The organism is Tardiphaga sp. 768_D3_N2_1 (assembly GCF_052076105.1).
GTDB lineage: Bacteria > Pseudomonadota > Alphaproteobacteria > Rhizobiales > Xanthobacteraceae > Tardiphaga.
The window spans coordinates 503,721-516,599 of record NZ_CP197245.1; the positions used below are offsets into that span (position 1 = coordinate 503,721).

A 12,879-nucleotide genomic window follows, 5' to 3' on the forward strand; every position below is an offset into this window, starting at 1 on the left:
ATGGCCACCCGAGCCCCCGATGCCGTTCAGCCGGCAGTGCTACGCGATCTCCAGCCCGGCGATATCGACTGGGTGATCCGCAGTCACGGGGAGCTCTACGCAACCGAATACGGCTTCGATGCATCCTTCAAGGCGCTGGTAGCCGACATCGCCGCAGAATTCGTCGCGTCATGCGATGCCACGCGCGAACGCTGCTGGATCGCCGAGATGGATGGCGCGCCCGTAGGCTCGCTGTTTCTCGTGAGGGCATCCGACGACGTCGCCAAGTTTCGCCTCTTGCTGATCGATCCCAAGGCGCGCGGACAAAAGCTCGGCCAGCGCATGGTGACGGAATCCATCGCCTTTGCGCGACAATGTGGTTATCGCAGGATCACGCTGTGGACCCAGAGCAATCTCGGCGCTGCACGAAAAATCTATCAGGATGCCGGCTTCGCGCTGGTCGCAACCGAGCCGCATCACAGTTTCGGGCAGGATCTGATCGGCGAAACCTGGGAGCTCGTGCTCTAGGCCGACGCGCCCTTCGCTTTCGGACGTCGCAGATGCTCATCGAGCCGCGGCATGATCTCCACGAAATTGCAGGGCCGCGTGCGGTAATCCAGTTGCGCCGCAAGGATGCCATCCCAGCCATCGCGGCAGGCGCCGGGCGAACCCGGCAGGCAGAAGATAAACGTCGCGCCGGCGGTACCAGCAGTCGCGCGGCTCTGGATCGTCGAGGCACCGATCTTGGCGTGGCTCAGCATGTGAAACGCAATCGAGAAACCATCCATCCGCTTCTCGAACAGCGGCTCGATGGCTTCCGGCGTGACATCGCGGCCGGTGAACCCGGTGCCGCCGGTCGTGATGATCGCGTCGACGCCGGGATCGGCGATCCATGCACGCACGATCGTGCGGATCGCCTCGACATCGTCAGTGACAATATCTCGCTTCGCCAGCTTGTGGCCGGCCGATGTCAGCCGGTCCGCCAGCGTCGCGCCGGACTTGTCGTCGTCAAGCGAGCGCGTATCGGAGATGGTCAGTACCGCAATGTTGAGCGGCACGAAGGCCTTGGTCGTGTCCGGCTCCATCGTCGTTACAGCCGATCCGTCGCAAATGTATTGCAGGCCTGCACGGTGCCCTGCTGATAGCCGGTCATGAACCAGCGCTTGCGCTGTTCGGCCGAGCCATGTGTGAACGAGTCCGGCACCACGCGGCCCTGCGCCTGACGCTGCAGCGTGTCGTCACCGATCGCGGATGCGGTCTGCAACGCGGCATCGATGTCGCCGGCCTCAAGGAAACCGGGCCGCTTCTTCGATTCGCGATTGACCCAGACACCGGAAAGGCAATCAGCCTGCAGTTCTACGCGAACCTGCAGCAGATTGGCCTCCGCCTTGCTGCCCGCCTGCTGCTGCAGCCGTGTCACGCGCGGAATGATGCCGAGCAGATTCTGGATGTGATGGCCCGCTTCATGCGCGATGATATAGGCCGCCGTAAATTTGCAGGCGTTACCCGAACAACCGCGGAAGCGCGTTTCGACCTGACGGAAGAAACTGGTGTCGAGATAGATCTTCTTGTCGGGCGGGCAATAGAACGGCCCCATCGCCGACTGCGCATTGCCGCAACGTCCACCATTGGTCGCATTACGGAAGAGGACGATCTGCGGTCCGGTATATTTCTGTCCGCTCTCCTTGAAGATTTCATCCCAGCGATCATCGATTTCGCCGAGCACGCCGGAGATCATGCTGCCCATTTCGTCGGTGGGTGCGCCTGACTTCGTCGGTGTCGAGCGACGGTCGGTCTGATAGGTCGGCGCCTGCTGTCCGCCGGTGAGAATTTCTGCGCCGCCGATCAGGATGCGCGGATCGATGCCGAACGCCCAGCCGACGAGGCCAAGCACGATGACCGTGCCGATGCCAAGACCACCGCCGCCGCCCGGAATTCCGAAGCCACCGCCTCCGCCGCCGCCATATCCGCCCCCGCTATCGTCACGACGGTCGTCGATATTGTCGCTGCGACGGAAGTCATCGTAACGCATGGGGCAATTCCTTCATTTCAAGTCGCAGTATTTTAGACGGGTTTGGCGCAATCCGCCCATCATAACGCAATTGCGGCGCAAAATTTCCATTCCATTAAGCATTAACCTGCCCGGCAAAACTTGCCTAGTTCGAACTCGTTACCAATTAAGTCGATTTTTACTTTGCCCGGTCAATGTCTGCCTGTCGGTTGTTTAGTCCCGCGTCGCCGACAGCGTCGCCTGAGTCAGAGTAATTGAGTCATGGTTGTTTCGCGTCGCGGGGCGTCTGCAAGGGCGCCCCGCTCTCACTTCGAAACCTCTCCGTCGAGCCGCATCGTCATTGGCGATTGCGTCGCAGAGATGTCAAAACTCCCGGCAGGGTCGGTCGATCTGGTATTCGCAGATCCGCCGTACAATCTGCAGCTGAAGGGCGATCTCAAGCGCCCCGATGAATCCCATGTCGATGCGGTCACCGATGACTGGGACAAGTTCTCGTCATTCGCCGCCTATGACGACTTCACGCGCGCGTGGCTCCTGGCTGCACGCCGCATCATGAAGCCGTCGGCGACCCTGTGGGTTATCGGCTCGTATCACAACATTTTCCGCGTCGGCGCGATCATGCAGGACCTCGGCTTCTGGGTTCTCAACGATATCGTGTGGCGCAAATCGAATCCGATGCCGAATTTCCGCGGCCGTCGTTTCACCAATGCGCATGAGACCATGATCTGGGCTGCGCGCGATGAAAACGCCAAGGGCTATACGTTCAATTACGAAGCCCTCAAGGCGGCGAACGAAGACGTTCAGGCCCGTTCCGACTGGCTGATCCCGCTCTGCACCGGCGACGAACGTCTCAAAGGCAGCGACGGCAAGAAGGTCCACCCGACCCAGAAGCCCGAAGGCCTGCTGGCCCGCGTGCTGCTGTCGTCGTCGAAGCCCGGCGACCTCGTGATCGATCCGTTCAACGGTACCGGCACCACAGGCGCCGTCGCCAAGCGCCTTGGCCGCAATTACATCGGCTTCGAGCGCGACCGCGAATATGCCGCCGCTGCCGAAGCACGTATCGCTGCAATCGAGCCGTTGCCCGAGGCAACACTGGCGCCGTTCATGACTGCCCGCAGCGCGCCGCGCGTAGCGTTCTCCGAACTCGTCGAGCGTGGCATGATCTCGCCCGGCACCAAGCTGGTCGATCTCAAGAAGCGTCATGGCGCACTGGTGCGCGCCGACGGCGCCATCATGTTCGGCGACAAGGTCGGCTCGATCCATCGCATGGGCGCGATGGCCCAGGGTTCTGCCTCCTGCAATGGTTGGACGTTCTGGCACGTCGAGACCAAGAAGGGCCTGCGCCTGATCGACGAACTCCGCGCCGAAATCCGCAGCGAGATGGGCGCGGTCTAAAGTCCCCGCCCATACCACCGGCCGGACGCAAGCGCCCGGCTTCATCAAAACATCGCTTGCACTCTCCCTGAATTCCAAGCACGAGACGACGGTCCGCAGCAGCGGCCCCGCCTCGTGCTTTGACGTACAAAATCCAGGGAGATTTGAGATGCTGAAGTTTTACTTCAACGGGTCGCCGAACCCGACCAAGGTCGCGCTGTTTCTGGAAGAAGCCGGCCTGGCCTACGAGCCGATCGCCATCGACACTCGCACCGGTGCGCAATTCAACCAGGACTTCCTGAAGGTCAATCCGAACGGCAAGGTGCCTGCAATCGACGACGACGGCGTTAAGGTGTTCGACAGCAACGCCATCCTGCTCTACCTCGCCGAGAAGACGGGAAAATTCCTGCCCGCCAACACCACGGCCAATCGCGGCGAGATGCTGTCCTGGCTGATGTTCGTCGCCACCGGCGTCGGTCCGTTCTTTGGCCAGGCCGTGCACTTCAAGCATTTCGCGCCCGAGAAAGTCGACTACGCGCATAACCGCTATCAATTCGAGGCGAAACGCCATCTCGGCGTGCTCAACGACCGCCTCGCCGGCCGGCAATATATGGTCGGCGACAGCTACACGATCGTCGACATGGATGTCTGGGGCTGGGTGCGGATGACCAACTTCATTCTCGGCGACGAGGGCTTTGCCCAATTCCCCAATGTGAAGCGCCTCCATGATGAGATCTCGGCGCGCCCGGCCGCCGCGAAGGCTGTCGCCCTGAAGGACACATTCAAGTTCAAGGCCGAGATGGACGACGAAGCCCGCGCCGCCATGTTCAAGCATCTCGCCACCAGCGCAGCCTGATCACGAGCCATCCAACGAATGCCGGGCGCAGCAATGCGCCCGGCATCTTTGCGTCAGGCAGGAACGCGCGCCATCTCCTCCGGGAACGGACCCAGCACCCGCTCCACGAGCCCCGTGTCGCAATATTCCTTGATCATGGTGATCCTGCCGTTCTCGACGCGCCACACCATGCAATAGTCATTGTCGTAGCGATCGCCGGCCTTGGTGACGTTGTCGCCCTTGGCTTCGACCACGACCAGATCGCCTTCCGCGATAAAGTTGGACGCGACCGTGCGCGGTCGAATATCGAACAGAGACCTGAAATGTCCCATCAAGCCGTTGAGGATCGCATCCTTCCCCTTGAACGTGCGCCCCCAGGAATACTGACCGACGACGATCCAGCACGCGTCATCGGCAAGATGGTCGGCGAAAGTCGTGCCGCTGCGGTTGGCTGAATCGCTATAGACCTGCTGAATTAGCTTCTTGTTGTCTGCGGTGCTCATTGTTCTGCTCCATCGCTTGAACGATGACGCAGTATGGGTTGGAGAAATCCCATTCTTCCAATCGATAGTCCGTATGATATATATTCGGTTCATGAATTTGGCTGCACTCGATCTCAATCTGCTGGTCGCGCTCGACGCATTGCTGCGCGAGGCCAGCGTCAGCCGCGCCGCGATGCGGATCGGACTATCGCAGCCCGCCGCCAGTCATGCGCTACGGCGACTGCGTGATCTGCTCGGCGATCCCCTGCTCGTCCGCGTCGGCGCGCGCATGGAGTTGTCGCCACGGGCGCAGACCATGCGAGCACCGCTCGCGCAGACACTGGAGCAGGTCCGCGGACTGTTCGTTCCAGATATTTTCGATGCCAGCCAGAGCGACCGGCACTTCCGGCTGATGATGCCGGATCTGGCCGTCGAACTGCTGATGCCGCCATTGATGAAGAAGCTCGACAGTATCGCGCCGGGCGTCCGGATCAACGTCGTGCCATGGCGCGGCCCAGCGATCATGACGGCGGAATTCGCCCGCAGCCTCGACATGGTGATCAGCATCGGCAATGCCTTCAACGGTTTCCATCGTCAGCTGCTCTATGTCGATTCCGACGCCCTCGCCGTCCGCCAGGATCATCCGGCGGCATCGCGCCTGAAGACCACCGAGGGATTTCTCAAAGCCCGCCATATTGCCGTGGTACTCCGAGGCCAGAGCGAAGACCTCATCGACGACTGGTTGCGCAGCAAGAAGCTCGAGCGGCAGATTGCCCTCGTCGTCCCGAGCTATATCGAGGCGCTGCATGTCGCAGCACGGACCGATCTCGTTGCCTTCGTGCCGCGGCGCCTGATCGCGGCACTGGCTCGGCCGCTATCGCTTGCGACAATTGCACCGCCACTCGATCCCGGCATCGACGAACAGTTCATGTTCACGCCAACACGCGCGCAATTCGATGCCGGTTCAATCTGGCTCCGCAAGATCATGCTGGAAACCGGCCGCGAGCTCGATCCGCCGAAACGCCGCACAGCCTGACACATCGCACCCGGTCAAATCTGCCGGCAAAGCTTGCCGGCAGGCTACGTTCCGCAGCACCAGTAAATTCCCAAGTGCTTATGATGTCTGAATATTTCTGATGGCCTGATTTTTGCGAAGCTGATTGCAAACATCACGCAGCAAGAGAAATTTCGATGTCGAGCTCGATCATCTCCACCATGCAGTCCTTCAAGCTCCCGAACAGGTTGCAGCCATCCGACAAGGCCGAGAGCGGCCTTGGCAATGCCACGACGGCAGCAAAAACGCCCGAAGAGAAATTTCTCGACTACGCGAAAAAAACGCCGGCGGAAAAAATGCGCGACGCGCTGCTGTCGAGCATCGGCGTGACGGAAGAAGAACTGAAGAACATGTCGCCGGAGCAACGCCGGGAGGTCGAGCAGAAGATTGCCGACAAGATCAAGGAAGCCGTGAACAAGAAAACCGAGAATGGTGGCAACGCCAGCGGTTTCTTTACGGATATCAGCGTCTAGCAGGCCCGCGCTTCGCCGCAAAAGAAATTGGCGCCACAACGGCGCCAATTCCAGTTTAATTGAACAGCGCGGACGCATTCAGCTCGCGGCGCGCACCAGATTTTTCCGGGCGTCACCGAGATAGCTGCGGATTTCCTTGGTGAGCAATCCTGACTGCGACGACAGATCGCCGGATGCCACCATGGTCGAGGTGGCAAGTTGCTCGGTATCCTTGGCGGTGGTTGCCAGCGACTGGATATTGGTCGAGATCTCACGCACAACGGCGAAGGCTTCGTCGATGTTGCGCGCGATATCCGCCGTCGCCGCAGACTGCGCTTCCGAGGCATTCGCGACCTTGCCGGTGATCTCGTTCACTTCCGCGATCACGGTCCCGATCTCGGTGATGGACGAGCTGACCTTGTCGGTTGCCGACTGAACCTGGCCGATTTCCTTTTCAATTTCGGCGGTGAAATTGGCGGTCTGGGTCGCCAGCGCCTTCACTTCATGCGCAACGACGGCAAAGCCTCGGCCGGCATCGCCTGCGCGGGCCGCCTCGATCGTTGCGTTCAGCGCCAGCAGATTGGTCTGGCTGGCAATCACATTGATCGAGGTCACGACTTCACTGATGCGCACCGCGACCGAGCGAAGTACGTCGACATTGCTGGCTGCATCGGCGACGCGTTCGACGGCGCGGCCGGCAATCGCCGCCGAGCGATTGACGTCGGCGCCGACTTCGCTGGCACTGGACGATAAACGCGCTGTGGCCGAAGCCACCGACTGCATATTGGCGGAGGCCTGTTCGGACGCCGCCGCCACCGACGTGACGCGGGTCAATGTCGAGGATGCGCCGGTGCGCAGATTGCCCGCGGTGCTGCTCATCTCGACCGCACCGCTGTCGAGCGCCGACACGATGCCGCCGACGGTGGATTCAAGCTGGCCGGTCTGGCGCTCGAAATTCCTGATGCGGTCAGCAATATTGTCGGTCGCCGCATTCATCGCTTTCGCGCCGTGCAGCAGGCCACCATGCAATCCGCCTGGCAGGATGCGCCGGTAATACTTGTTGTCGTTGAGTGCTGCCATCGCCGCGGTAGATTCGCGCACGAAGGCGTCACAGCCATCGATCATGTCATTGACGCTGTGCAGCAACTCACCGGTCACGCCACGCACCGGAATTCCGAGGATACGGGCCTCGAAATCTCCCTGCGCGATCCTCTGACAGGCGATACGCGCCTTCTCGATCAGGCGCGCCGTCTTGCCCATCAGGACAAGCGCGACAACGGCCGCTGCGATCGCAACAGCCTGACAGACCATGGCAGCGAGCGGGAGGCCGAAGAACTGAAGGACCAAGGCAAGCGCAGAGCCGGCGATGACAACGAGCGTGCTAAGCTGCGCTCTTGAGAGAAAACATAAGTTCGTCATAGCTGACTTTCTGGGATGCAACGAAATCGGTAAGGGCCTTGTAGCCGGCGGCAAGCGAGTCCTTGCCGTTCACATGTCGCTTCTCGATTGCCAGAACGTCGGCATATACAGGCGCGATGGTCTTCCTGATGAGATCCGGCGGCGGGACACGGCGATTGGAATGATAGCCGGCGATCTTGCCGTCGGGGCCGTAGGACGGCGTCACATGGGCGAAGACCCAATAGTGATCGCCATTGCTCGCCATGTTCTTCACAAAGGCAAAAATCTCGCGGCGCTCCTCGATCGTATCCCAGAGCAGCTTGAAGACGCTGCGCGGCATATCGGGATGACGGATGAGACTATGCGGCTGACCGAGCAACTGGGCTTCGCTATAACCGGCCATCTTGCAAAACAGGCGATTCACATAGGTCATGCGACCTTTGAGATCCGTCTTGGATACGATGAGCTCCGATGCCGGAAAGAAAGTCTCGCGGCCGCTCGGCTTGATCTGGTGGGACATCATTGACCTGTCGGTGACCGGATTCGCCCCATTGCGAATGCAACGGTATTAAAAGAGCGCAGCTGAATTTTGCGTTAAGGCTCTGTCCACCATGAATTCGCGCCGGCTGCCGATCTCGGCGAGTTTTTCGTGGTGATCGTCCCGGTTGCCGGCATCGCCTCTCCCGTGCCATGACCTCGGTCAAACCTAGGGGGAGACAACAAAATGACCGTTCTCATTGCAGGCGGCGGAATTGGCGGTCTGACGCTTGCGCTCAGCCTGCACCAGATCGGCGTGCCATGCCGCGTGTTTGAAAGCGTGCCGGCGCTCAGGCCGCTCGGTGTCGGTATCAATGTGCTGCCGCATGCGGTGCGCGAGCTGATCGAACTCGGCCTGCACGACCAGCTCGACGCGTCCGGCGTGCGCACGCGCGAACTCGCCTTCTTCTCGAAACACGGCAAGCCGATCTGGAGCGAGCCGCGCGGCATCGAGGCCGGCTACAAATGGCCGCAGTTCTCGATCCATCGCGGCACGCTGCAGCAGATCTTGCTTGATGCAGCCACCGAGCGGCTCGGCGCCGAGAACATCCTCACCAGCCATCATTTGACCGGCTGGACGGAAACGCCCGACGGCGTCCGCGGCGACTTCGTCGACAAGGCCACCGGCAAACCCGCCGGCAGCCATGAGGGGACGTTATTGATCGCCGCCGACGGCATCCATTCGGCGATCCGGCAGAAGCTCTATCCGCAGGAAGGCGCGCCGCTGTGGAATGGCCGCATTCTCTGGCGCGGCATCACCAAGAGCGATGCATTCCTGACCGGCCGCACTATGATCATGGCCGGCCATGAGATCCTGAAATTCGTCTGCTACCCGATCTCGCAAGAACCGGATGCCGACGGCAAATACGACATCAACTGGGTGGCCGAACGGCACATGCCGCCGACTTATGAATGGCGCCGCGAGGATTACAACCGCGCAGCGCGCCTCGAGGAATTCCTGCCTTGGTTCAAGGACTGGACGTTCGACTGGCTCGACGTGCCCGGCCTGATCAGCAACTGCCCGCACGCCTATGAATATCCACTGGTCGATCGCGATCCGGTCGACCGCTGGACCTTCGGCCGCGTGACGCTGATGGGCGATGCCGCACATCCGATGTATCCGATCGGCTCCAACGGCGCGTCGCAGGCCATTCTCGACGCCCGCGTGCTGACCCGCGAGATTCTTGCGCTTGGCGAAGTCCCGGCTGCGCTCGAAGCCTATGAGGCCGAACGACGCCCCGCGACCACCGACCTCGTGATGCTGAACCGCCGCAACGGGCCAGAACAGGTCATGCAGATCGTCGAGGAGCGCGCACCTGAGGGCTTCAATGTCGTCACCGATGTACTGTCGCAGCAGGAGCTCGAAGACATCGCCGCCAACTACAAGCGCGTCGCCGGATTTCAGGTTGAAGGCCTGAATGCGAAACCGCCGATCGTATCGATGCCGTGATCATCATGACTTTCCAGCGCGGGCTGATGCAGCTCGCGCTGTCGCGCACTCAGGCTGGATTCAAACTTCAATCCAGCCCATGCGCGATGACCTTGCGCATGACGTTCGGCAGAGCTTCATCATCCAGTGTTGCGATCAGGACCCAGCGCATCCCCTCCGGGGGGCGGGTGCGGGGCGGCACATGCGCCGTATAGACGGCAAGCTCCAGCGGGAAGTGAGTGAAGATATGGGTGACCGCGCCCGTTTTGCGATGCCACGCCGTGAGATTCTTCAAACTCGGCGCCTGCTTCAGGGCCTCCTTGTCGTCGTGACCGGCCAGCCACTCCGATGATGGCACCTCGGTCATATTCCCCAGCAAGCCCTTTTCCGGGCGGGTGCGCACCAGAAGCTCATTGCCGCGGGTGACGACAAAAGCCGCGCCGCGCCGCAGCGTGCCGGCCTTCTTCGGCAGTTTGCGCGGAAACGTCTCCTGATCACCACGGGTCTTTGCGGCGCAATCGTCATTGATCGGACACAGCGCGCAGGCCGGTTTCTTGGGCGTGCAGATGGTGGACCCCAGATCCATCAGCGCCTGGGCGCTGTCGCCGGCGCGCGACGGACCGAGCAGTGTGGCTGCGAGGCCCACGATCACCGGCTTGGATTTCGGCAGCGGCTCTTCCACCGCATAGAGCCGCGAGGTCACGCGCTCGATATTGCCGTCCACCGGCATGCATTGGCGGGCGAAGGCAATCGCGGCGATGGCCGATGCCGTATAGGGCCCGATGCCCGGCAGCGCGCGCAGGCCATCTTCTGTGTCCGGGAAAACGCCGCCATGGTCGCGCAGGACGGTGACGGCGCAGGCGTGGAGATTACGCGCGCGGGAGTAGTAGCCAAGCCCGGCCCACATCCGCAGCACGTCGTCCTGCGACGCGCTGCCGAGATCGCTGACGGTGGGCCAGCGCGCCAGGAACTTGGCGAAATACGGCCCAACCGCCTGCACCGTGGTCTGCTGCAGCATGATTTCCGACAGCCAGACCCGATAGGGATCGATGCCCTCGCCCGGTAATGGCCGCCACGGCAAGCGGCGGCGATGCTTGTCATACCAGGCGAGCAGTTGGGCCGGACGCTTTGCGGCGGCGCTTTCCCCGCTATCCCGTGCGGAAGGTTTCTTTCGTCGGGTGGCGGCGGCTGATAGACTCATGCCGACCATGTATCCAAAACGCCCGACCATGAACAAGCCCGGCTATATCTCGGCGAAACCGCTCTCCGTCCTGCTCGGCGGGGTGTTCGCCGATGCCTATGCCAAACAGGGCTTTGCCTCGCGCGAGCTGGTGACACGCTGGGCCGAGATCGCTGGCCAGCAGGTGGCGAATTTCTCCGAGCCCCTGAAGATCCAGTGGCCGCGTCCCGTGGAAGGCCAGCCGCAGGAGCCGGCGACATTGATCTTGCGTGTCGAGGGCCCGATGGCGCTGGAGATCCAGCATTCGTCGGATGCGATCCTGCAGCGGGTGAACCGGTTTTTCGGCTGGAATGCGGTCGGCAAGATCGCGCTGCGCCAGGCGCCGCTATCACGGCCACAGCCTCGCCGCACCGTGAAGCCGCCGGATGCAAAGGCCGTCGCCAAGGTTGCCGAGACGCTGCCCGAGGTCGAGGACGAGGCCTTGCGCGAGGCTCTGGCGCGGCTGGGCGCCTCGATCAAGCGAAGTTGAGGCTTTCCAGCCCGGCCGGAACCGGCGTGTGCTTGCCACATTTGTGGTTTCAAGTTAGCGAAGCGAACCCTTGTCCCGGCGTCCGCCGCCGCTCTGGAGCACTCCTTTGATCATCACGCGCCGTGACTTCACCGCCGCCCTTGCCCTGACCGGCGCCGCAGCAGCCATCGGCCTGTCGCCGCTGCAGCTGATCTCCGAGGCTTTCGCGCAGAACGCCGTCGACGTCGCCAAGCCGGTGTCGCTGCCCGACATGGCGCTCGGCCCGAAGGACGCCGCCGTCACCGTCACCGAATATGCCTCGATGACCTGCCCGCATTGCGCAGCCTTCACCGAGCAGGTGTTCCCGAAGATCAAGGAAGCCTTCATCGACACGGGCAAGATCCGCTTCGTGTTCCGCGAATTCCCGCTCGACATCAAGGCCGCCGCCGGCTCGATGCTGGCGCGCTGCATCGCCAAGGACGACTCGGGCAAGTATTTCGCCGTCATCGACATGCTGTTCAAGCAACAGAACGACTGGGTGTTGAAGAACACCGCCGAGACCCTGACCCGCATCGGCAAGCAGGCCGGCCTCAGCCAGCAGGCCGTGGAAGACTGCCTGAAGGACCAGGCGCTGCTCGACAAGATCGCCGCCGACCAGAAATACGCCAATGAAGTGCTGAAGGTGAACTCGACGCCGACCTTCTTCATCAATGGCGAAATGCTGAAGGGCGAGCAGTCGTTCGAGGAATTCTCCAAGAAGATCACCCCGCTGCTGAAGAGCTGAGGTCTTCTTATCCCTCCCCCGCTCTTGCGCGGGGTCTGGCGGACGAACTCGACCGTCGGACCCCACCGCGCAGCTTCGCTGCTTGAAGGCGGGATTTACGAGGCTGTAAGCGTCGGTCGTAGGATGGGTAGAGCGCAGCGAAACCCATCACGGTTCTGGCTTGTGGATGATGGGTTTCGCTCCGGCGCGATGCGCCTGCGCTCTACCCATCCTACGTCCATCCCGGATTCAACTGTCAAACAGCCACTCCCCTTCAGACATGCGTCATCACCCCTGTTGTTTGCGGCGCGGGGGCGCCGTCGTCTGTCGCATTCCCACCCTCCTGTGAGAGGGCGTGCGGAACGCCGGGTGCCCGTTGCACCCTTGGGCCTGATGCCAAATGCGGTCTTCCGCAATTGTGAGTGCATCAGGACTTTCGGAGGCGCCGAGCGATTGCCCGGCGTTCCGCCTGCGGTGTTTTTTCAGCCTGCTTGCGCTTTGCCTCAGCGAACGATCCGATCACCAAAACTATGGTCCCACGGCGGAGGGACAGGGAGCCTCAAGCGAGAAAGCCGGACGCATTTCGATTTGGTCGTCCGTCACACTGTCCAGAGGGTCTTTCCATCCCAAGGCTAGCCGTCTCCTTGCCAGTGGCAGTGCTGGCGCAGATCCGTCCTGCCCGAAGACAGACGTCACCCGTAAACCGCGTAACGCCGCATCTCCGGCGTCCACCGCATCCCGCCCCGCGAACGTGACGATCGCGATCGCCCCTCTCGGTGGGGCAGGACGGAGGGGAATATATTCAACGAAGGGATATTGTCAATGACAGATAGGAAAAAATGTATGGCGCGTCGTGCCGCCACACACTCGTCATTCC

At 61.7% G+C, this 12,879-nt stretch carries 14 protein-coding genes; 8 read left to right on the forward strand and 6 right to left on the reverse strand.

Annotated features, from left to right (window positions below):
• Window positions 1-507, forward strand: coding sequence for a GNAT family N-acetyltransferase (locus AB8A27_RS02415; RefSeq protein ID WP_441240518.1), 507 nt, complete (start codon window positions 1-3; stop codon window positions 505-507).
• Here the strand turns inward: AB8A27_RS02415 and moaB are convergent.
• A complete protein-coding gene (gene moaB, locus AB8A27_RS02420) occupies window positions 504-1,064 on the reverse strand; it encodes a molybdenum cofactor biosynthesis protein B (protein ID WP_441240519.1) in 561 nt (186 codons plus the stop codon). The genes AB8A27_RS02415 and moaB overlap by 4 nt on opposite strands.
• Window positions 1,065-1,069: 5 nt before the next feature.
• Window positions 1,070-2,011: a KPN_02809 family neutral zinc metallopeptidase gene (gene ypfJ, locus AB8A27_RS02425; RefSeq protein ID WP_441240520.1), complete on the reverse strand. Its 942-nt coding sequence runs from the start codon at window positions 2,009-2,011 to the stop codon at window positions 1,070-1,072.
• A 240-nt stretch (window positions 2,012-2,251) separates the two neighbouring features.
• On the opposite strand from ypfJ, the gene AB8A27_RS02430 reads away from it, so the two are divergent.
• Both AB8A27_RS02430 and AB8A27_RS02435 read left to right on the forward strand, forming a co-directional pair.
• Window positions 2,252-3,385: a site-specific DNA-methyltransferase gene (locus AB8A27_RS02430; protein WP_441240521.1), complete on the forward strand. Its 1,134-nt coding sequence runs from the start codon at window positions 2,252-2,254 to the stop codon at window positions 3,383-3,385.
• A 148-nt stretch (window positions 3,386-3,533) separates the two neighbouring features.
• Complete coding sequence (locus AB8A27_RS02435; RefSeq protein WP_441240522.1) at window positions 3,534-4,220, forward strand: glutathione S-transferase family protein; 687 nt, start codon at window positions 3,534-3,536, stop codon at window positions 4,218-4,220.
• Between the two features lie 53 nt (window positions 4,221-4,273).
• Here AB8A27_RS02435 and AB8A27_RS02440 read toward each other — a convergent pair whose 3' ends face one another.
• Window positions 4,274-4,702: a nuclear transport factor 2 family protein gene (locus tag AB8A27_RS02440; RefSeq protein WP_441240523.1), complete on the reverse strand. Its 429-nt coding sequence runs from the start codon at window positions 4,700-4,702 to the stop codon at window positions 4,274-4,276.
• A 91-nt stretch (window positions 4,703-4,793) separates the two neighbouring features.
• On the opposite strand from AB8A27_RS02440, the gene AB8A27_RS02445 reads away from it, so the two are divergent.
• Both AB8A27_RS02445 and AB8A27_RS02450 read left to right on the forward strand, forming a co-directional pair.
• Window positions 4,794-5,717 (forward strand): LysR family transcriptional regulator, encoded by a 924-nt coding sequence (locus AB8A27_RS02445; protein ID WP_441240524.1) that lies wholly within the window; start codon window positions 4,794-4,796, stop codon window positions 5,715-5,717.
• 155 nt (window positions 5,718-5,872) lie between these two features.
• Window positions 5,873-6,208 (forward strand): hypothetical protein, encoded by a 336-nt coding sequence (locus AB8A27_RS02450; protein WP_441240525.1) that lies wholly within the window; start codon window positions 5,873-5,875, stop codon window positions 6,206-6,208.
• Window positions 6,209-6,286: 78 nt separating this feature from the next.
• On the opposite strand, the gene AB8A27_RS02455 is transcribed toward AB8A27_RS02450, so the two are convergent.
• Together AB8A27_RS02455 and AB8A27_RS02460 are read right to left on the reverse strand one after the other, a co-directional pair.
• Entirely contained in the window at window positions 6,287-7,534 is a 1,248-nt protein-coding gene (locus AB8A27_RS02455; RefSeq protein WP_441240526.1) for a methyl-accepting chemotaxis protein, read from the reverse strand.
• A 34-nt stretch (window positions 7,535-7,568) separates the two neighbouring features.
• Window positions 7,569-8,105, reverse strand: a complete 537-nt coding sequence (locus AB8A27_RS02460) for a PAS domain-containing protein (protein WP_441244807.1) — start codon at window positions 8,103-8,105, stop codon at window positions 7,569-7,571.
• A 204-nt stretch (window positions 8,106-8,309) separates the two neighbouring features.
• On the opposite strand from AB8A27_RS02460, the gene AB8A27_RS02465 reads away from it, so the two are divergent.
• Window positions 8,310-9,572, forward strand: coding sequence for a flavin-dependent oxidoreductase (locus AB8A27_RS02465; RefSeq protein WP_441240527.1), 1,263 nt, complete (start codon window positions 8,310-8,312; stop codon window positions 9,570-9,572).
• A gap of 67 nt (window positions 9,573-9,639) precedes the next feature.
• On the opposite strand, the gene mutY is transcribed toward AB8A27_RS02465, so the two are convergent.
• The gene (gene mutY / locus AB8A27_RS02470) at window positions 9,640-10,752 is read right to left on the reverse strand and encodes an A/G-specific adenine glycosylase (protein ID WP_441240528.1); all 1,113 of its coding nucleotides are present in this window, start codon (window positions 10,750-10,752) and stop codon (window positions 9,640-9,642) included.
• Window positions 10,753-10,780: 28 nt separating this feature from the next.
• On the opposite strand from mutY, the gene AB8A27_RS02475 reads away from it, so the two are divergent.
• Together AB8A27_RS02475 and AB8A27_RS02480 are read left to right on the forward strand one after the other, a co-directional pair.
• On the forward strand, window positions 10,781-11,260 hold the full coding sequence (locus tag AB8A27_RS02475) for a DUF721 domain-containing protein (protein WP_441244808.1): 480 nt from the start codon (window positions 10,781-10,783) through the stop codon (window positions 11,258-11,260).
• A gap of 106 nt (window positions 11,261-11,366) precedes the next feature.
• Window positions 11,367-12,023, forward strand: coding sequence for a DsbA family protein (locus AB8A27_RS02480; RefSeq protein ID WP_441240529.1), 657 nt, complete (start codon window positions 11,367-11,369; stop codon window positions 12,021-12,023).
• The last annotated feature ends 856 nt before the right edge of the window (window positions 12,024-12,879 follow it).

What these genes read in the sequence shown, in the direction of transcription:
- AB8A27_RS02445 (WP_441240524.1), top strand. Translation starts at nt 4,794, where the DNA reads ATGAATTTGGCTGCACTCGATCTCAATCTGCTGGTCGCGCTCGACGCA.
- AB8A27_RS02435 (WP_441240522.1), top strand. Translation starts at nt 3,534, where the DNA reads ATGCTGAAGTTTTACTTCAACGGGTCGCCGAACCCGACCAAGGTCGCG.
- AB8A27_RS02465 (WP_441240527.1), top strand. Translation starts at nt 8,310, where the DNA reads ATGACCGTTCTCATTGCAGGCGGCGGAATTGGCGGTCTGACGCTTGCG.
- mutY (WP_441240528.1), bottom strand. Translation starts at nt 10,752, where the DNA reads ATGAGTCTATCAGCCGCCGCCACCCGACGAAAGAAACCTTCCGCACGG.
- moaB (WP_441240519.1), bottom strand. Translation starts at nt 1,064, where the DNA reads ATGGAGCCGGACACGACCAAGGCCTTCGTGCCGCTCAACATTGCGGTA.
- AB8A27_RS02440 (WP_441240523.1), bottom strand. Translation starts at nt 4,702, where the DNA reads ATGAGCACCGCAGACAACAAGAAGCTAATTCAGCAGGTCTATAGCGAT.
- AB8A27_RS02415 (WP_441240518.1), top strand. Translation starts at nt 1, where the DNA reads ATGGCCACCCGAGCCCCCGATGCCGTTCAGCCGGCAGTGCTACGCGAT.
- AB8A27_RS02475 (WP_441244808.1), top strand. Translation starts at nt 10,781, where the DNA reads ATGAACAAGCCCGGCTATATCTCGGCGAAACCGCTCTCCGTCCTGCTC.
- AB8A27_RS02430 (WP_441240521.1), top strand. Translation starts at nt 2,252, where the DNA reads ATGGTTGTTTCGCGTCGCGGGGCGTCTGCAAGGGCGCCCCGCTCTCAC.
- AB8A27_RS02450 (WP_441240525.1), top strand. Translation starts at nt 5,873, where the DNA reads ATGTCGAGCTCGATCATCTCCACCATGCAGTCCTTCAAGCTCCCGAAC.
- ypfJ (WP_441240520.1), bottom strand. Translation starts at nt 2,011, where the DNA reads ATGCGTTACGATGACTTCCGTCGCAGCGACAATATCGACGACCGTCGT.
- AB8A27_RS02460 (WP_441244807.1), bottom strand. Translation starts at nt 8,105, where the DNA reads ATGTCCCACCAGATCAAGCCGAGCGGCCGCGAGACTTTCTTTCCGGCA.